Source organism: Vallitalea maricola (genome assembly GCF_036985595.1).
Taxonomy (GTDB): Bacteria; Bacillota; Clostridia; order Lachnospirales; family Vallitaleaceae; genus Vallitalea; species Vallitalea maricola.
On the sequence record NZ_BTPU01000027.1, the window covers coordinates 1 to 18,692 of the forward strand.

Here is an 18,692-nt window from a genome sequence, read left to right on the forward strand (position 1 = left end):
TTGACATATTACCAAATTGCTCTTATATTGTTTCCTTAGATAATAGTACAAATCAAATATAGTGTCAATAAAATGTCATAATTAAAAATTCCTTACCTTCTATAATATAAACCCCTTTCAATACACCCATAAGTAGCATAATAAGCTAATTACCATAGGTTTGATAATTTAGTGTTGTGCAGTATAAACAAAAAAGATATTATATCCCAAATGAAATTAACAAAAATGTGAAAAAAAGATATTGACTTAATGGCAAAATAGTGCTAGTATACTAGTATGAAAAAAAGATACAAGATTTTTTAAAAAAACATGAAATAATTTTTCAGAGACTTATATCTTTTTGAAATGAAATTTAAAATGTAATATTAGGAGGATGTTATTATGAAAAAATTTCTATCACTCATATTGGTGGTAACAATGGTAATGGCTTTATTTACTGCTTGTGGAAAAAAAGATACAGCAGAAGATAAAAAAGTAGTTGATTCATCTAAGCAGCAGACAGAAGATCAAGATAATAAAGAAAAAGAAAAACCAGTAAAAATTAGAATCTATTATTCAGATAATGCAACACTTCCTTTCCAAAATGATTGGTTAACTGTGAAAGCAGCAGAGGAAATGTTCAACGTAGAATTTGATTGGGAAGTAATTCCTATCGCTGACTATGCGACAAAAGTTTCATTAGCATTAAACACAGGAACTAATACACCGGACGTTATTTTATATCAATCAACAAAAGGTGAAAATGCTTCACTTGCACTTAATGGTGCTATAGTTCCAATCAGTGATTACAAAGAATTCACACCTAACTTCAATAAACGTGTTGAATCATTTGGATTACAAGATACAGTTGATAAATTAAAATTAGCTGATGGAAAACGTTATTACTTACCAAGTCTATACGATGTACCATTCTATGATGGTGGTCTTATCTTAAGAGAAGACTTCTTAGAAGCAGAAGGACTTGAAGCACCAAAGACATTTGATGACTTATATAAGATTTTAAAAGCTTACAAAGCTAAGAACCCTGATTCATATCCACTTACTATCTTAGCTGGACCTCGTGTTCTTTATCGTATGACAATGCCTTCATATGGTGTAAGTCTTGGTAAAAACGGTTCATCAGGAACTAATACATTAAGCTTCGATTATGACAAAGAAGAATACTTCCCAGGAGCAATCAGTGAAGGTTACAAAGAGTACATAAGCTATCTTGCAAAACTATACGCTGAAGGTTTACTTGACCCAGAGATGGCAGATCCAATCAATGGAGATATTTGGTCACAAAAAATGGCTACAGGAAAAGCAATGGCAACATATGCATACTATGATCAAATCGGTGGACTTGAAGGTTCAACTGAAATAGATGGTTATAAATTACAGATGTACCCTTCATTAGAAGGAACAGCAGGTGCTCATCACCAGCCTAAGAGTAGTACAGGCTCAGGAATCATATTTCCAGCTAAGACTGCAAAACGTGATGATTTTGAAAGAGTTGTAAGAACAATTGATGAAGTTTTCTTCTCAGAAGAAGGAGCAAAACTTTGGTGCTTAGGTGTTGAAGGTAAAACTTATACAGAAGAAAATGGAAAAATCAAATATGCAGACGAACTTGTTAACTCACCAGAGGGAATCTACAAGAGCCTTCAAGTTAAATATGGTTGTGGATCAGATGTAACTCAAATGGTTTGGGTTAACGAACGTGAAATGACAAAATATGATGAGAACTATGCTCGTATCAACAAAGAAGTAGCAGCTATGGGAGACGTAATACAAGCAATTCCTCCAACACCATTATTTGATGATATGAAAGCAGAAGACGCTGGTGTATTACAAACTCCATTATTCGATACATTTGAAGTTTGGGCTGATGCATTTATCACAGGTAAAAAAGATGTAGAAAAAGATTGGGATACTTACGTAAAAGAAATGAAAGCATTGAAAATAGAAGAATTCTGCAAAATATATAACGATAACTTAGCAAAATAATCATTAAACATATAAGGGCTTCCCTCATTTTGATTAGAGGGCGGCCTTTATAAAGCAAGGAGGTCAGCAGATGGCTAGACGCAAAAAACAAAATTCTTACGATAGTGCATCCTTACAGAAAAGTGATTTCAAGAGACACTTAAGACGTTATTGGCAGTTATATGCAATGATGGTATTGCCATTGATCTACTTTATTGTATTCAAATATATTCCCATGTTTGGTAATATATTAGCTTTCAGACGCTATAGACCAGGTATGGGATCATATGGTGTCAAGTGGGTAGGCTTCAAGTATTTTAAGATGTTTATGCAGGACCCAGCTTTTTGGAGAGCATTCCGTAATACATTAACCATTTCTCTTGGGAATTTAATTGTTAACTTCCCTATACCTATTATATTTGCAATCCTATTGAATGAAGTAAAAAATGTACGTTTCAAGAAAACAGTACAGACAGTTTCATATATGCCAAGATTTATTTCTACTGTAGTAGTTATAGCAATATTAGGAGAGTTACTTTCACCTAGTTCAGGGCTTATAAATAACTTTTTACAGAGCACATTTGGTATAGAACCAATATATTTTATGAATGATGCGAAGTATTTCAGATGGTTGTACATATTGACAGACACATGGCAGTTTACAGGATGGACAGCAATTATCTATCTAGCAGCAATAACAGGTATCAGCGCAGATTTATTTGAGGCAGCTAAGATTGACGGTGCCAATAGATTACAACAGATAATCTATGTGACAATACCTTCGATTCTGCCAACAATCATGGTTTTATTAATACTAAACGTTGGACGTATGTTGAGTCTAGGATTCGAGAAAGTATTATTGATGTATACACCTTCCAATTCTCAGGTAAGTGACATCATTGACACATTGGTTTATCGAACAGGTCTTGCTAATCAGAATTATTCCTATGCGACTGCTATTGGATTATTCAGCGGGATCATCGGCGTAATATTGGTATCATCATCAAATTCAATCAGTAAGAAAATTACCGGTGATGGAATTTACTAGGGGGGTCTATATGAAAACGTATCGTACAAAAGGTAATATCATATTTGATGTAATAATCTACGTAGTAATGATTTTTGTGCTTCTAATATGTTTAGTACCTTTCCTATACATGCTTGCGGTATCTCTTTCAGCACCAAAAGCGATTATTAATAATGAAGTATCATTTATTCCAGTTGGAATGAATTTTGAAGCATATAAGCAGATTTTTTCTTATCCTAACTTTTTTAAAGCATATGGAAATACGATTTTCTATACAGTAGTAGGAACATTCATTTCATTATGTATGACAACACTATTTGCATATCCTTTATCAAAGCATCATTTGAAGGGACAGAAAATTGCAATGAAACTAGTTGTGTTCTCAATGTTTTTCTCAGGTGGTTTAATTCCTAACTATCTACTTATATCAAGCCTTAGATTGACAGGAACACGTTTTGCAATGTTACTTCCATTTGCAATCAATCAATTCAATTTGATTATACTTATAAACTTTTTCAAATCAATACCTAATGAAATTGAAGAAGCTGCATTAATTGATGGTCTAGGATATTTTGGTATTTTAAGAAGGATTATTGTACCTCTTTCCAAGCCTGCATTGGCAACCATTGGATTATATACAGCAGTATTCTTCTGGAATGATTGGTTTAATGGATTAATTTATTTGAATACAGATCAGTTTCCAGTAATGCTATTTTTGAGAAATATAGTTAATGGAACTTCAATGCTTGGTGATGCAGCAGGTTCAGCTGATAAGGCAACCATTGCTATTTCAATTAAATCAGCAGTTATTATTACATCAACACTACCAATAATAATTCTATATCCATTCTTACAAAAATATTTTGTTAAAGGGCTTACAGTGGGCTCTGTAAAAGGTTAAAAGAGGTGAAAGACAATGGTAAAACTAAGCGATATAGAAACAGAACAGAAAAATGAACGCACAAAAAACATAGATATATTAACAACTATAGAAGTATTACAGTTGATGAATGATGAAGATAAAAAAGTTGCTGGTGCAGTGGAAAAAGTGTTACCTGATATTGCAGAAGCAGTTGATATCATATATGAGAAGATTGCTAATGGAGGAAGATTGATTTATTGTGGTTGTGGAACTTCAGGTCGTCTAGGAATCTTGGATGCTGTAGAATGCCCTCCTACATTTGGAGTAGAACCTGAACTGATACAAGGGATAATAGCAGGAGGTATGGGAGCTATTATAAAAGCAGTAGAAGGAGCGGAAGATAACTTTCAGCTTGGAGTGGATGATTTATGTTCTTTAGGTTTTACTGATAAAGATGTATTAGTCGGTATTGCTGCAAGTGGAAGAACACCATATGTATTAGGTGCTGTAGACTATGCCAACAGTATTGGTGCTAAGACAATAAGTCTGACTTGTTCCAAAGGGTCAAGATTGAACGAGATTAGTGATGTTGCTATTGTTCCATTACCAGGAGCTGAGGTAATAACAGGGTCAACTAGATTAAAAAGTGGTACAGCTCAAAAAATGGTTCTAAACATGTTGAGTACATCTGTCATGATAAAACTAGGAAAAGTATATGGCAACTTAATGGTAGATGTAAAGGCAAGTAATGAAAAGTTATTTGAACGTACTGTATCCATAGTAAGAAGTGCAACAGGAGTAGATGATTGTGAGGCTAAAGAAGTCTTGGAAAGATGTGGATACTCTGCCAAAACTGCAATTGTCATGATTAAGTGCAACATGGTTGTAGATAAGGCAGAAAAAGCTTTAGTGGAGGCTGATGGACATATATCACGTGTCATAGAGGCATATGCACTATAATGATTATATATCTGTATTTGAAAAGGAGACTAAAATTATGAATTTAACACTACGTGAAAAGATTGGGCAACGTCTAGTTGTTGGCTTTTCAGGTACAAAAATAAATGATGAGATTATTGAATTGATTGAAGATTACAAAGTTTCTAACATTATACTGTTCAAAAATAACATAGAAAGTGGTCCTCAGTTAAAAAAAATGTGTGAAGATTTGCAAAGTCTAATCAGAAAAAATACTGGAAGAGGCGGATTCATTGCAATAGACCAAGAAGGCGGAATGGTAACAAGGTTACAAGATGATAATGTCAATATCCCCGGTGCAATGGCAATAGCAGCTACAAACAATGTGGAGTATGCATATCAAGCAGGAAAGATTACAGGAAAACAATTAAAGAAGCTAGGAATCAATTTTAACCTAGCTCCTGTAGGTGATATTAATTCAAACATGGATAATCCTGTAATAGGAGTTAGAAGCTATGGTGATAATCCTGAGAAAGTGGCAGAGTATGCATCATCTATGACGAAAGGTCTGTTGGATGGTGGAGTAATGGCATCAGCTAAACACTTCCCAGGACATGGTGATACCAACGTTGATTCTCATCTTGGATTACCAAAGATTAATAAGACCTTGGAAGAGATTGAAAAGTGTGAGTTGATACCTTTCAAACGAATGATAAAAGAAGGTATTCCAGCTATTATGACAGCTCATATTTTATTCCCTAAGATTGAGACTGATAATCTACCAGCTACCATGTCTAGGAAAATTGTTAGAGGATTGTTGAAGGATAAAATAGGATTCAAGGGATTAGTTATCAGTGATTGCATGGAAATGAAAGCCATCCAGAAGAATTATGGTACTGTAGAAGGTATCAAGCAGGCTATGAATGCAGGTGTTGACTTGATTTGTATTTCACATACAGCTAGATTTGCACGAGAAGCATCAGATGCTCTTGTTGATGCTTTCCAACATGGAGAGCTTTCTATTGAAGAAATGGACGAATCACTTGAAAAGATATTCTCATGGAAAGAAAAGTTTGCTGATAAGGTGGAAGAGATTGCATTTGATGAGGACTATGAAAAAGAATATGCTTATAAAATGTTAAAAGAGACTATAACTCCAGTACAAATGCCAACTAAGAACCTACCAGAACTTGGAGACAAACCTCTATTTATTGGAAGTTTACCCTTCAGAGCAACTAATGTATCCAACAAAAACGACTACACTCTAAGTTTTTCTGATTTCATGATAGAACGATTTGGCGGACAGGGGATTATCATGTCGCCTGATCCTGATGAAGAAGAAATTGAGGATATATTAAAAGAAGCAAAATCATATAGTTCTGTTATAGTAGGTACTTACAATGGTCATCTATATAAAGGACAGCTGGAATTAATTCAAAAAGCAGCTGTCAATAATACCAATGTAATAGTTACAGCGTTAAGAAATCCTTATGATTTAAGGAATCTACCAGATAGTGTTTATGGCATTGCTGCTTATGAATATACACTTAACAGCTTAAAAGCATTGGCTGAATTGTTTGAAGGAACTTATGAATTACATGGTATTTTACCAGTTAAGATGTAATCAAAATGTAAGTTGAGTAAAAGCAATAATACAGAAATGAGGTTTTTATTATGGCAGATATGTTAGTTAATTTATTACATATTGAAGGTTATTATGATGAATTGGAGCGTCTCGAAAAAGAGGATATCAAAATCTTTCGAGCCTTGGCTCCTGATAAATATCGTATTGTAGAATGGGTAAAAGAGCATTCCAGTATCAATGCAGCAGGGGAATGCGATGTATGTTTTTCTAATAATCCAATATCATGTTTTATTGCGGCAAAAGGTAGTGAAATAATTGGATATGCTTGTTATAATGCTACAGCACCTGATTTTTTTGGACCTACTAGAGTATCAGAAGAATATCGTGGTAAAGGGATAGGGAAAGCATTATTATTACGTTCGCTCAATGCTATGAAAGATGAAGGCTATATATATGCTATAATCGGAGGAATAGGACCAGCAAAATTCTACGAGAAATGTGTTAATGCAGTTCTTATAGACAGTTCAAAAGAGTATAGTGTCTATGAACATTTCTTAGCAGGAATCGAGAAAAAAGAGAATAATTCAAAAGGGGGATGTAATCCCCTTTTAAAGGCTAAAGCCATATTTTTTAACTGACTTAAGAGTGGTAAATATAGAGAAAATCATATATAGTGATAAGAACGATTTTTACAGCTTGTTGTCATTCCTTTAAAACAGATAAGGACAACAAATGTAACGAGAGTGATTATCACTATATATGATTTCAATATACAACCGTTGTCTGTTTTTTTGCTTAATACTTTATCTTATATATCCATTTTTTAACATAACACTCATAACTATTTTTTGTCTTTTCTTTGCTGTTTCTAGATGTTCTACAGGGTTATATCTACTAGGGGCTTGGGGTAAACCAGCCAACATGGCACATTCCTCTAGAGTGAGGTTACTCACATTTTTGGAGAAAAATACATTGGATGCATCATTTACTCCATTAGCGCCTGCACCGTAGTAAATGATATTCAAGTACATTTCTAATATGTCTTCTTTTGTAAACATCCGTTCAAGTTTGGTTGCAATAATGATTTCATGAAATTTTCTAGTTAGTGATTTCTGCCTGCTGAGAAAAAGGTTTTTGGCTAGCTGTTGTGTTATTGTACTGCCGCCTTGTACGAATCTACCTTCTTTTATATCCATTATTGCGGCTCTCATTATTGCTAGAATATCAAAACCACTATGTCGATAGAATCTTTTATCTTCCATTGCAATTGTTGCATGAATTAGATTTTTAGGTAATTTATCAAGTTCCACATAATTAGATGTTTTACTAGAAATCTGAGTTTTCAAACTATGATCCAAAGTATAATTCTCGTTGCTTGGATTATAGAATTGACTATATGTTAATACCATTAGGAACAATATCCCAAATATCCCTAATAACTTTTTTAAGAAATTTTTCATATTAGTTACCTCCCGTTAGTAATTAGCTCTTTATCAGCTTATACTACCATTGTATTCTACTTGGACTAATTATTCCATTCACATAGATTACAAAATAAAGAGGTAACTTACATTTTTGTAAGGATGAGTATTAAGCTAGGCTAGTTAATTATTTTTGTGCGTATAATTCTACGATCTTTACTATAGTTTCTACGGCTTTATGCATTGATTGTATACAAATGTATTCGTATTTACCATGGAAATTATGTCCGCCTGTAAATAGATTTGGGCAAGGTATTCCCATGTATGATAATCTTGAACCGTCAGTACCACCACGTATAGGTACTATAATTGGTTCAACACCAACAGCTTTCATTGCTTCTGTAGCTGTTTCAACAATGTGCATCACTGGTTCTAGTTTTTCTTTCATGTTGAAATACATATCTCGCAAATCGCATTCAACAGTTTTGTCTCCGTATTTTAGGTTAAGATAGTTGACAACATTAGTGAAATAATCTTTTTTGTTATAATATAATTCTTTGTCATGATCTCTTAGAAGGTACATCATTTTTACTTGTTCAACATTACCAGCCATTCTTACTAAATGGTAGAATCCTTCATAACCCTCAGTAAATTGTGGCCTTTCGTTAGGAGGTAACATACCATCGAATTCAAAGGCTATTTCCATAGCACTAAGCATTTTGTTTTTAGCTGAACCTGGATGAATATTGTTACCGTTGATTGTCAACCAAGCATTAGCAGCGTTGAAGTTTTCGTATTCAAGCTCTCCTATCTCTCCGCCATCAACAGTATAAGCAAAATCAGTACCGAATTTTTCAGCGTCGAATTTATCAGTACCCCTTCCTATTTCTTCATCAGGTGTGAATGCTACTTTTATAGTACCATGTTTAATTTCTGGATGATTAATTAGGTATTCTATTGCTGACATTATTTCAGCAATACCCGCTTTATCATCTGCACCTAGAAGAGTTGTACCATCTGTAACGATTAGATCTTTTCCTTTATAATTAAGAAGTGATGGATACTCCTTAGTGGATAAAACTACATTAAGAGTTTCATTAAGCACTATGTCTTCACCCTTATAGTTCTCGATAATACGTGGTTTAACATCTTTACCGCTAATATCTGGTGATGTATCCATATGGGAAATAAATCCGATGGATGGAATATCTTTATCAGTGTTTGCTTTTAGTGTAGCCATGATGTAACCATTGTCATCAAGTGATATATCTTCAAGTCCTAGAATGTTTAATTCTTCAACTAGTATTTTAGCAAGATCAAGTTGAACAGCAGTACTTGGGCAAGTCTCGGATTCTTCATTTGAAGTAGTTTCTACCTTTACATACTTTAGAAATTTTTCACATACATTCATGTTGGTTCTCCTTCCATTTACATAATAAAACTTATTATATATATTCTGCTTATATAGTTAATAAGTTCCTTACTACTAATAATTATAAGTTTACGTCACTTTCCAGTATTTATCAAGTACAAAATTTACGATTTGTACTAGTATATTGGTTCTAATGTAAACATAATATTAAGAGCGTTTATCAAATGTTAAGTAAAGTTAAATTTGATTTTTAACATTTAGTGGTTGAAAAAATGTTAATAAATTTATTTTATACAATATTTATTAACATTTTTATACGTAAATATCGAAAACATAAGCCTTTGAGAATGTATTTGATGTTGATATTTCATAAGATATATAATAATTTAATATATAAAACTTTTGACATAATAACTTATATTTTGTTATAATATATTAAAATACATTGTTAAAATTTGATTAATATGTTAAAGGGTTTTTTTATCAAATTTAAGTTTTCTATAACATGAAAATTTAAAAATATATTAAACAAAGGAGAATGAGTATGAAGAAACAAAAGATTTTGTCAGTTTTGCTGATGGTATCAATGTTGACAGTGACTATGTTAACAGATGTATTTGCAGGTGGTGATACAATGCCGCCTAGAGAGGGGGAACAAGGGTACAAAGGTGATAATCAACCTTCTATACATGGATATTGTAAACAGGATATCTTGGATTGGACACCTGAACAAGATGAATATTATGATTTTATGCGTGCAAAAGTACCACTTAGACAACGTAATGAATCTTTCCAAGCCACTCAAGCTAATCCAATGCTAGATCAAAACGTTAAGAGTTTAACTCTAGCAGGTGATTATGGTAATGACTTCTTTAACTCTTACCAGTATAATGATAAGTTTGCTCAGAATGTATTGAATTTCTGGCAGTACTTAGATTATCATGCGGCGTGGCATGGAATGGTAACAGAGCCAGCACCTGACAGCTTATTTGTTCCAGATGCACCATGGTGGGAGCGTAAATATGAATTTGGTGTATTGAATCTTCCTAATCCTGCATACACTAATGCAGCTCATAAAAACGGTGTTATGACATTAGGATGTATATTCTTCCCAAGAGCAGAACATACCGAAGATTTTGTTTATAAGGATGAAAATGGAAGATTTCCTTTAGCTGATAAGTTAGTTGAGATTTGTAAGTATTATGGGTTTGATGGGTATTTTGTTAATGCTGAAGAGAAATTACCTTCTTCTTATATGCCTCTATATGAGGAATTTATAGCAGCTATGACTTCTCAAGGTATATATGTTCAAGTATATGCTTCTAATTTATATGGACAATTTAATGAGAGATCATGGGGTAGTATTAATTATTATAATAAAGATGCAACTGAATTCAGTAACTGGGTTAAACATCCTGACAGAGACCAAGCAGCTAATTCATTATATATGAATCCTGATCCAAGTAAATCAATGGTTGATGGTTCAGTATCAATAATGGAATCTCTAGGTCTTGACCAAAGAGAAACTGTTTTTAATACATTGGAAGCAGGACAAACAGGTTTTTCAGGCAGAAGAGGTTCAATATATAATACTCTAGATGAAAATCTTGTTCCACGAACAGCTATAGCTCACTTAGGTACAGAAATGGTATGGAGTGGACTTGATGAACAAGCTTTTGGACATACAGGAAATAATTCATACAATGAAAACAGGCGAAGTGATTCAGAGTATCAAAAATACATATTCGCTAGAGAGAGAACTTGGTGGTCAGGCTCAATGGACCAGCCTTATTATAGTAATAATAGTGGTTATGCAAGTCATCCAACAACAGATTATACAGAGGAAGAACGAGAAGAATTATTAAGAAATATATTAGATGCAACAACTAATCCGTATCTAACAGCTAATAATCCTGATAGAGCAACACCTAATGCTGGAAGTGATTTAGAAGGTAAAAGCTATCAATCATGGCCAGGGTTAGCGGCATTTATATCGGAACGTTCCGTAATTAATGGTGGTAATTTCTACACTAACTTTAATACTGGACATGGATTACAATATTTTGTTAATGGTGAAGTTTCTAATGATAATGAATGGGCTAACATTAATATCCAAGATATTTTGCCAACATGGCAATGGTGGATTAGTTCAAGTGATGAAGATGGAAAAACATTAAGAGTTGATTTTGACTATGGTAACAAATACAATTCAGCCTTTGAATTAGACCAAATAGGTGGATATAACGGGGGAAGTTCTCTTGTTGTAAAAGGCGATCTAGAATCAAATAATTTCTTGCGTTTATACAAAACAGACCTTGATGTATCAAAAGATTCAAAAGCATATGTTACATTTTATAAGCCTTCTGCAAGTGATGAATCAAAGATGAGCTTAGGACTAATCTTTAAAGATGCTCCAGAAACAGTAGAATATATTGAAATTCCTTCATCAGGAACTCAAACTAATCAATGGAAAACTAAAACATTAAATCTACAAGAATACAGAGGAAGGCAAATAGCAGCTTTTGGCTTATCATTTGAACCTATTAATGGACAAGTTCAAGGATATCAAATGAATATTGGAGAGATCAAAATTACAGATTCAACATGTGAAAAACTTGATGCTCCAACAGGATTAAAGATAGATAGAGCTTTTGATTCATCTGAAATGTATATTTCTTGGGATTTAGATGATTATAGTAAGGTACAAAAATATAATGTATATGCAAAATACAGCGATGGGAAAGAAGTATACTTAGGAGGAACCTATGATGATAAATATTACATGAAATCATTATATAATCCTACTGGTATAGTAACAATTAAACTGACCGCTGTAGGTACAGATGGTGTTGAGAGTCATGGGGCAGTAATAGAAAGAGATTTTTCGAAAGCTATAAGTAATATAGAAGTAGTTGAAGCTGACGGTTATCTTGATGTTTCTTGGAATAATCCTAACGCAAGTAAAATGGTTAAAGCAGAGGTTGCTTTGAATTACAGTAATAATGACAGTAGTTATATTGAAACATTTAATGACAATACAAGTCAAGGAACAATAACTGTACCTGTAACAGATGGCAGCAGATACACTTTAAGGTTATCAGTACTAGATAATAATGGAAATATTATAAGCTATACAGATTATTCAGGACAGTTTATAGATACATACTCTGATTTATATGAAGGAAATGCTATATATAATTATGGCAGAGTGGAACTCACAGGACCTACATCAAAAGATTGGTGGCACTTATATGCTAAACAAAATGGTAGAACTATTACATTTAAAAATGGAGCACAATATGCTATAAGAGGTGTAGATGATTTAACAAATCTAAGAGTCGAAGGTACTTCTGGTGAGATTGAGATAATTCTAGAAGATTATGCTGGAAACTTTTCAGAGTCTGTTATAGTTCCATTTGGTAACTAATCTAAAAATTTAATTATACTAAATTTTATATAAAGCATTTACTTGTGGTAGATTAACGAGTAAATGCTTTATTATTACCAATTATTTGTTGCAATAATACTAAATAAAAGATATATTAATAGATAGTACTTAAGAAAATAATGTAAGGAGATAGGAAAAACAATGAATTCAACCAACCTGAAGATAATTGCTTGTTTGACAATGTTAATAGACCACTTAGGAGCAGTATTTTTTCCACAATATATTTATTTGAGAATAATAGGAAGAATAGCATTTCCTATCTTTGCCTTTTTGATAGCTGAAGGATATCTTCATACCCATAACGTTAAGAAATACTTAATCAGATTGTTTGCATTTGCGTTGATATCTGAAATACCTTTTAACTTAGCATTTGATGGAAACATAATTGATTTTGGCAGTGGATTGAATGTGTTTTTTACACTTTTCTTTGGATTACTTGCTGTATTTGTATATGACCACTATAAAAACTTTGGCTTCTTACCAGTATTATTGATAGGAATAATAGCTCATTTGCTTGATACGGATTATGGAATGTTAGGGGTAATGGTTATATTTGCATTCTATGCTTTTAAGGGTGATTTCTATAAGCAGGCATTAAGCTATATTCTATTAACATTAGTATTCTTAGGTATTCTATATTTTGAATATGAAAGTATCAATTTGCAGGTATTTTCACCCATAGCTTTGATATTTATATATTTCTATAATGGTAAAAAAGGTCCTAACATCAAATATTTATTCTATGTATTTTATCCAGGTCATCTATTGATTCTTGGTTTATTGAGATATGTATTATAAAGCTTAAAAAATAAAACAAGATTTATTGCATTAAAATTGAATATAAGACATATATAGTAATAAATAATAAATGAAGGACGAGGATATATGGAAAAGAGGAATAGAATACTTAATGCTATTGGATATGTAATCATGGTAGTGGTCAATATTCTTGCTGTGGCTTTACCTCTTAACGGTAAAACAACAGGAGAAATATCCAGTAACATCAATTCCTTATTCACGCCAGCACCCTATACATTTATGATATGGGGGCTCATCTACATATTATTACTAGGATTTGTCATCTATGGATTATTGCCAAAACAAAAACAAAATGCCTGTATTGATTCAATAGGCATCACTTTCTTTATATCAAGCATATTAAATGCGTTGTGGTTATTTGCATGGCATTATGAGAAATTATGGTTATCCCTAATTATAATGATATTACTTCTATTTACACTAATCAAAATCTACAATAGAGTAAATAAGAACTGTGTTAAGAATGGTGATAACAAGTTCGTCAGAATACCTTTTAGCATCTACCTAGCTTGGATATCCATAGCTGCAATAGCCAACGTTTCAGTTGTTCTAAAAGCTACTGGCTGGAATGGTTTAGGGTTATCGGAAACTGTATGGACAGTAATTGTACTAGTTTTTGCATTGATTCTTTCATTATATGTTTCAATCAAAAATGATGACTTGGTCTATTTATTGACTGCAGCTTGGGCATTGATTGGAATACTAGTCAGACATTGGGGAAGTAACACTCCTATCAGCATTACTATTATTGCTGCTGTAATAGTGATAATCATTCAAATAATATGCAATGTAAGGAAAAAATAATAATAGACTTGAAGTTAATAAAACATCACCAATCATTATCATACTATGAAATATTTTTTTTAAGATAGTCATATGCTTGAATCATATAATTAAGCTAATTCAAGCATATGAATTTTACTATTCTACTTTATTTATATAGCTTTTTGAATTCCAAATATCCATTTTTTCGTAATTTACAAGCAGGACAATCCCCACATCCATTACCTTTTATTCCGTTATAACACGTTAGTGTTTCTTCTTTTACTACATCAAGTACACCTAAATCATTTGCCATTTTCCAAGTTTGCGCTTTATTTATCCACATTAGAGGTGTATAGATTTCAAATTGGTAATCCATAGCTAGATTCAGAGTTACATTTATTGATTTTATGAATACATCTCTACAATCTGGATAGCCGCTGAAATCACTTTCTGATACTCCTGTAACAATGTTGCTTATTCCTCGTTGCTTGGCGAATACAGCTACAAATGTTAAGAACAACATGTTTCTGCCGTCTACAAATGAATTTGGAACACCTTCATCTGGTGATTCTTTATCTACTTCTATATCTGTTCTAGTCAATGAATTTGGAGCCAGCTGATTCAATAGGCCAAGGTCTAGAGTATGATGTTCTATCTCATATTTCTTACATATGTCTTTTGCACACTCTAATTCTAATATATGTTTTTGATTATAATCAAAAGATACAGCTATAACTTCTTTGAATTTCTTTTTTGCCCAGAATAAACAAGTTGTACTGTCTTGTCCGCCGCTAAATACTACTACTGCTTTTTCTTTGTTCATGATTTTACACTCCATTCAATATTTTATTTATACATCATCATTAATCTATTGTTCAAAAGGATATCAGTCTTGAATTTTCCTCTTAACGTTGTTGTTACTGTTTTGACATCAGTCTTTTTAATTCCTCTTGTAGTCATACATCCGTGTTCACCTTCAATAATAACTGCTACATCTTCAGATTCTGTTATTTTTTGCATTATCTCTGCAATATCCGTACCTATTCTTTCTTGAAGTTGTAATCTTCTGCCTACCATATCAGCTATTCTTGCAATTTTACTAAGTCCTATGATTTTCTTATTAGGTATATATGCTACAGCTACTTTCATGTTATACATCAATGCCAAGTGATGCTCACAATGACTGAATATATCAATATCCTTCATAAGCACTATGTCCTTATTTTCTTGTTCTACATATAAATCATCTTCAAAGGTCTTATTGAACATATCTGCAATATCATCATTGGTATAACGTATCCCTTGAAACACTTCTTCATACATATTGGCTACACGGGTAGGTGTATCCTTAAGACCTTCACGGTCAGGATTTTCTCCTAATGCTATTAAAATATCTCTTATATGTTTTTCTATTTCTGCTTTATGGATATTCATACTAATTAGACACCTCTTTTCTCTGGTTCCCATATAACCTTGTGTAATTGAACCTGAAGAGTAACACCGTTCATATGATTATCCATCATAAATTGCACTATATCCTTCATATCTATTTGACCAAACACTGGACTTATGTATACGTTTGTTTTCTTAATCAAATCGTATTTATAGATTATGAATTTGGCTTTTTCCAAGTCTTCCATACTTCCTGATACAAACTTAACTGTATCATTCTTAGTTAGATAACTGAAGTTATCAAGGTTCATCTCAGATTCCATATTACTTGTAGGTAACTTATAATCCATTGTAAAACTGATTGTATTTCTACTTATGGCAGAAAACTTTTTCAAATTAATACTTCCATTTGTTTCTATTTCAACGAAGAGTTCATGGTCTTCTGATAGAAGCTTTAACAAATCTGAGATACCATCCCTAAGTAATGGTTCTCCTCCTGTCAGTGTCACATTCCTGACTCCTGTTGATTTTATGTATTCATATATACTTTCTACATTCATTGATTCATATGTCACAAGGCCCTTATTTGCCCATTGGGTATCACAATAACTACAATTTAGATTACACCCTGCAAATCTTATAAAAACTGCTAATTGCCCAGCCAAACGTCCTTCTCCATTTATGCTGACAAATCTTTCAACAACTTTGTATTCCAAAATCTATCTCGCCTCACTTTTTTCATATACAGCACTATTAGCTGGAGTTTCATATACAACAGCTCTTCTTACGTTATACCCCTTATTTTCCATCTCATGAAAGAAATGTTCTGAAAAATTCTCTGCTGTAGGTCTAAAATCAACTTGTATAATCCTAAATTCATCTTCTAATAAACACTCTAGAGTTTGTCCTCTCATAGTTGTTTTTTGTATTATCAAAGCATGGTCGAAAGAATCTACCATTTCTTTTACATCCTTCTTGAAATCACCAAAATCTATGACCATACCATCAAGTTGACCACCTATGTTCAATGTTTCTGATTGTATCTCAATTTCTACCTTCCATCTATGTCCATGAATATTACTGCACTTTCCCTCATAATTTGCAAGAAAGTGAGCACTGTCAAAGCTATGCTCAGTCTTTAAAATATACATATCAATTCCTCCATATCTTTCTATTCTACAAAAAACTGTCTCCATAATAACAGCAGCCTATAGCACCATTGAATTGAGGTTCATCCACTGAAATAATGTTCTCATAATCTTTTTCAAGATAATGTTTTACAGCCTTATTAGTCGCAACGCCACCAGTTACAATCAAATTTTTTCCTTTAAAATTACTCATAAGTGGTTTTAACCTTTTATATAAAGAATAATTGACTCCTGCACAAAGTCTTTTTATATCTATTCCTTCAGCTATCTTCCCAATCAATTCAGATTCAGAAAATACGGCACATGTGGAGTTTAATTCAACAGGATTATTATAATAATCACTCATTGAGTTAAGTGATATTTCTAGAACATTTGCCATATTTTCCAGATACCTGCCACAGGAAGCAGCACATTTCTCATTAAGGTCCAAATCCGTAATTAACCCTTTTTCAACTCTAACTACTTTTACATCCTGACCGCCTATATCTAATAGTATAAAATCCTTCAATCCTGTTTGATAAATCCCACCATAAACATGGGCTTTTATCTCATTTATAGCTTTGAACATTCTTAGGTCAGTATTGTTTCTGCCATATCCCGTTGATACAGCTTTATCTATCTTATTTATTTCAAGCTTACTCAAATCAACTAAAATTTTACCATCAAAACTACAGTACTCTCTATAAAATGTCATTGTACTTACCTTTGATTTTTTAACTATCCTACCATCTTCCATAACTGCAATCTTAACTTCCCTGCTGCCTAGATCAATTCCCAAGGTTCTCATACACATGATACCTCCTTAAGATCACCTAACATATCAAGAAAAGCTTCTAACCTAAGCTTAGTTCTTGCATCCAAGCTATTTATTTTATCTCCTTCAATATTTATGATGGGAACATTAAGCTTTTCTTTTAGAACAATATTCTCTACTGCCCTATAGCAAAATGCTTGAGTATAATGAACTATCCCATCAATCCGCCTATCTTTAATCTGTTTCTTTATCTCTTCGATTCTAAAATTCACATCATATGGATATGTATAATCATAATATTGCTCATATATATTGGAAGCATTCTCACATCTAGGAAAAGCAAACTCTCTTTGAACCTCATTATAAACAAAAGAAGCATCAAATCTCTCTACAAAATCATATATGTCAATAGTCATAGGTGGGACTCCTATATATCCCAGCCTGACTTTTTTACAATTGTCATCTCTTTTTTTCACTTTCAAAATAAATGCCTTTAATTCAACTTCATATTTATCAGCATCACCATTAAAATCACTCAAACTAACTTGATACAAATGATTTTCAAAACCACTAACCTTGTCATGGGCATAAGTCAATCTATCCAATTCCCCAGCGAGTCTTCTGATTCTATTCAATCTTTTCCTTACTACTTCAACCTCTTCATAACTCACATGAAAGATATCCATGAATTTCTTGATTTCAACCTCAACATCTTCTTTCCTATGACTCCGAGGAAATGAAAAAGGATATACCCTAATCCCTTTTAACTCCAATACTTCATTTAATGCTTTTGTATTAGAACAATCACCTTCAATGACTCCAACAATCTCTTTTATGCCATTCTCTACACAAGCCCCGTATATACCCTTTATCCAAGCACACAGACTTTTGGGAAATCCATCTCTCTCAGCTATTTCTATATACTTGGAATAATCATCAGACGTTATAAAAAGATTATTCAAGTCTACAGGTCTATATCCAGCTGCAACAAGAACTTCCACGGGAACCGTAGTAGTCAAACCAATTTTCTTCAATATATTATCCTCCTTCATTAAAAAAGGACACTAAAAAAGGGTGCAAACCACCCTAAAACAAAAAACTATCTCTATTTATATTGAACCTTTATAAGACGATAGTTTTAATAAGTCCTAGTTTTTTTTATAGACAGGATGGTTACGAACTGTCTTATGAAATTGCTTCAAGTATATCACACCTA

The 18,692-nt window shown here is 32.7% G+C and carries 17 protein-coding genes; 9 read left to right on the top strand and 8 right to left on the bottom strand.

Features of this window, described 5'->3' with window-relative positions:
• Positions 1 to 381: 381 nt before the first annotated feature.
• The 6 genes from AACQ14_RS08720 to AACQ14_RS08745 all read left to right on the top strand — a co-directional run bounded on the left by AACQ14_RS08720 (position 382) and on the right by AACQ14_RS08745 (position 6,995).
• On the top strand, positions 382 to 1,986 hold the full coding sequence (locus tag AACQ14_RS08720; RefSeq protein ID WP_339363194.1) for an extracellular solute-binding protein: 1,605 nt from the start codon (positions 382 to 384) through the stop codon (positions 1,984 to 1,986).
• A 70-nt stretch (positions 1,987 to 2,056) separates the two neighbouring features.
• Complete coding sequence (locus AACQ14_RS08725; RefSeq protein WP_339363195.1) at positions 2,057 to 3,013, top strand: ABC transporter permease; 957 nt, start codon at positions 2,057 to 2,059, stop codon at positions 3,011 to 3,013.
• 10 nt (positions 3,014 to 3,023) lie between these two features.
• Positions 3,024 to 3,893, top strand: coding sequence for a carbohydrate ABC transporter permease (locus tag AACQ14_RS08730; protein ID WP_339363196.1), 870 nt, complete (start codon positions 3,024 to 3,026; stop codon positions 3,891 to 3,893).
• Between the two features lie 15 nt (positions 3,894 to 3,908).
• Positions 3,909 to 4,814, top strand: a complete 906-nt coding sequence (gene murQ, locus AACQ14_RS08735) for an N-acetylmuramic acid 6-phosphate etherase (RefSeq protein WP_339363197.1) — start codon at positions 3,909 to 3,911, stop codon at positions 4,812 to 4,814.
• 37 nt (positions 4,815 to 4,851) lie between these two features.
• Positions 4,852 to 6,396 carry a beta-N-acetylhexosaminidase gene (nagZ, locus tag AACQ14_RS08740; protein WP_339363198.1) on the top strand — a complete coding sequence of 515 codons (1,545 nt, stop codon included), beginning with the start codon at positions 4,852 to 4,854 and terminating at the stop codon, positions 6,394 to 6,396.
• 50 nt (positions 6,397 to 6,446) lie between these two features.
• A complete protein-coding gene (locus tag AACQ14_RS08745; RefSeq protein ID WP_339363199.1) occupies positions 6,447 to 6,995 on the top strand; it encodes a GNAT family N-acetyltransferase in 549 nt (182 codons plus the stop codon).
• Between the two features lie 165 nt (positions 6,996 to 7,160).
• Here AACQ14_RS08745 and AACQ14_RS08750 read toward each other — a convergent pair whose 3' ends face one another.
• Both AACQ14_RS08750 and pepT read right to left on the bottom strand, forming a co-directional pair.
• Positions 7,161 to 7,817 carry a transglycosylase domain-containing protein gene (locus AACQ14_RS08750; RefSeq protein ID WP_339363200.1) on the bottom strand — a complete coding sequence of 219 codons (657 nt, stop codon included), beginning with the start codon at positions 7,815 to 7,817 and terminating at the stop codon, positions 7,161 to 7,163.
• A gap of 148 nt (positions 7,818 to 7,965) precedes the next feature.
• Positions 7,966 to 9,189, bottom strand: coding sequence for a peptidase T (gene pepT / locus AACQ14_RS08755; protein ID WP_339363201.1), 1,224 nt, complete (start codon positions 9,187 to 9,189; stop codon positions 7,966 to 7,968).
• Positions 9,190 to 9,694: 505 nt separating this feature from the next.
• On the opposite strand from pepT, the gene AACQ14_RS08760 reads away from it, so the two are divergent.
• From AACQ14_RS08760 to AACQ14_RS08770, 3 genes are all read left to right on the top strand, one after another.
• Positions 9,695 to 12,577, top strand: coding sequence for an endo-beta-N-acetylglucosaminidase (locus tag AACQ14_RS08760; protein ID WP_339363202.1), 2,883 nt, complete (start codon positions 9,695 to 9,697; stop codon positions 12,575 to 12,577).
• 162 nt (positions 12,578 to 12,739) lie between these two features.
• Entirely contained in the window at positions 12,740 to 13,396 is a 657-nt protein-coding gene (locus AACQ14_RS08765; RefSeq protein WP_339363203.1) for a TraX family protein, read from the top strand.
• Positions 13,397 to 13,483: 87 nt separating this feature from the next.
• Entirely contained in the window at positions 13,484 to 14,221 is a 738-nt protein-coding gene (locus AACQ14_RS08770) for a tryptophan-rich sensory protein (protein ID WP_339363204.1), read from the top strand.
• Between the two features lie 127 nt (positions 14,222 to 14,348).
• Here the strand turns inward: AACQ14_RS08770 and queC are convergent, their stop codons facing one another.
• From queC to AACQ14_RS08800, 6 genes are read right to left on the bottom strand one after another with little or no spacing between them, the layout of a single operon-like run.
• Positions 14,349 to 15,005, bottom strand: a complete 657-nt coding sequence (gene queC / locus AACQ14_RS08775; RefSeq protein ID WP_339363205.1) for a 7-cyano-7-deazaguanine synthase QueC — start codon at positions 15,003 to 15,005, stop codon at positions 14,349 to 14,351.
• A 23-nt stretch (positions 15,006 to 15,028) separates the two neighbouring features.
• Positions 15,029 to 15,616, bottom strand: coding sequence for a GTP cyclohydrolase I FolE (gene folE / locus AACQ14_RS08780; RefSeq protein WP_339363206.1), 588 nt, complete (start codon positions 15,614 to 15,616; stop codon positions 15,029 to 15,031).
• Between the two features lie 5 nt (positions 15,617 to 15,621).
• Complete coding sequence (queE, locus tag AACQ14_RS08785; RefSeq protein WP_339363207.1) at positions 15,622 to 16,290, bottom strand: putative 7-carboxy-7-deazaguanine synthase QueE; 669 nt, start codon at positions 16,288 to 16,290, stop codon at positions 15,622 to 15,624.
• A 3-nt stretch (positions 16,291 to 16,293) separates the two neighbouring features.
• Complete coding sequence (gene queD / locus AACQ14_RS08790; RefSeq protein ID WP_339363208.1) at positions 16,294 to 16,770, bottom strand: 6-carboxytetrahydropterin synthase QueD; 477 nt, start codon at positions 16,768 to 16,770, stop codon at positions 16,294 to 16,296.
• A complete protein-coding gene (locus AACQ14_RS08795) occupies positions 16,751 to 17,509 on the bottom strand; it encodes an acyl-CoA dehydratase activase (protein ID WP_339363209.1) in 759 nt (252 codons plus the stop codon). The genes queD and AACQ14_RS08795 overlap by 20 nt, the downstream gene beginning before the upstream one ends.
• Positions 17,506 to 18,510: a 2-hydroxyacyl-CoA dehydratase family protein gene (locus tag AACQ14_RS08800; RefSeq protein ID WP_339363210.1), complete on the bottom strand. Its 1,005-nt coding sequence runs from the start codon at positions 18,508 to 18,510 to the stop codon at positions 17,506 to 17,508. The genes AACQ14_RS08795 and AACQ14_RS08800 overlap by 4 nt, the downstream gene beginning before the upstream one ends.
• Positions 18,511 to 18,692 lie beyond the last annotated feature (182 nt).

What these genes read in the sequence shown, in the direction of transcription:
- AACQ14_RS08720 (WP_339363194.1), top strand. Translation starts at nt 382, where the DNA reads ATGAAAAAATTTCTATCACTCATATTGGTGGTAACAATGGTAATGGCT.
- AACQ14_RS08725 (WP_339363195.1), top strand. Translation starts at nt 2,057, where the DNA reads ATGGCTAGACGCAAAAAACAAAATTCTTACGATAGTGCATCCTTACAG.
- AACQ14_RS08730 (WP_339363196.1), top strand. Translation starts at nt 3,024, where the DNA reads ATGAAAACGTATCGTACAAAAGGTAATATCATATTTGATGTAATAATC.
- murQ (WP_339363197.1), top strand. Translation starts at nt 3,909, where the DNA reads ATGGTAAAACTAAGCGATATAGAAACAGAACAGAAAAATGAACGCACA.
- nagZ (WP_339363198.1), top strand. Translation starts at nt 4,852, where the DNA reads ATGAATTTAACACTACGTGAAAAGATTGGGCAACGTCTAGTTGTTGGC.
- AACQ14_RS08745 (WP_339363199.1), top strand. Translation starts at nt 6,447, where the DNA reads ATGGCAGATATGTTAGTTAATTTATTACATATTGAAGGTTATTATGAT.
- AACQ14_RS08750 (WP_339363200.1), bottom strand. Translation starts at nt 7,817, where the DNA reads ATGAAAAATTTCTTAAAAAAGTTATTAGGGATATTTGGGATATTGTTC.
- pepT (WP_339363201.1), bottom strand. Translation starts at nt 9,189, where the DNA reads ATGAATGTATGTGAAAAATTTCTAAAGTATGTAAAGGTAGAAACTACT.
- AACQ14_RS08760 (WP_339363202.1), top strand. Translation starts at nt 9,695, where the DNA reads ATGAAGAAACAAAAGATTTTGTCAGTTTTGCTGATGGTATCAATGTTG.
- AACQ14_RS08765 (WP_339363203.1), top strand. Translation starts at nt 12,740, where the DNA reads ATGAATTCAACCAACCTGAAGATAATTGCTTGTTTGACAATGTTAATA.
- AACQ14_RS08770 (WP_339363204.1), top strand. Translation starts at nt 13,484, where the DNA reads ATGGAAAAGAGGAATAGAATACTTAATGCTATTGGATATGTAATCATG.
- queC (WP_339363205.1), bottom strand. Translation starts at nt 15,005, where the DNA reads ATGAACAAAGAAAAAGCAGTAGTAGTATTTAGCGGCGGACAAGACAGT.
- folE (WP_339363206.1), bottom strand. Translation starts at nt 15,616, where the DNA reads ATGAATATCCATAAAGCAGAAATAGAAAAACATATAAGAGATATTTTA.
- queD (WP_339363208.1), bottom strand. Translation starts at nt 16,770, where the DNA reads ATGGAGACAGTTTTTTGTAGAATAGAAAGATATGGAGGAATTGATATG.
- AACQ14_RS08795 (WP_339363209.1), bottom strand. Translation starts at nt 17,509, where the DNA reads ATGAGAACCTTGGGAATTGATCTAGGCAGCAGGGAAGTTAAGATTGCA.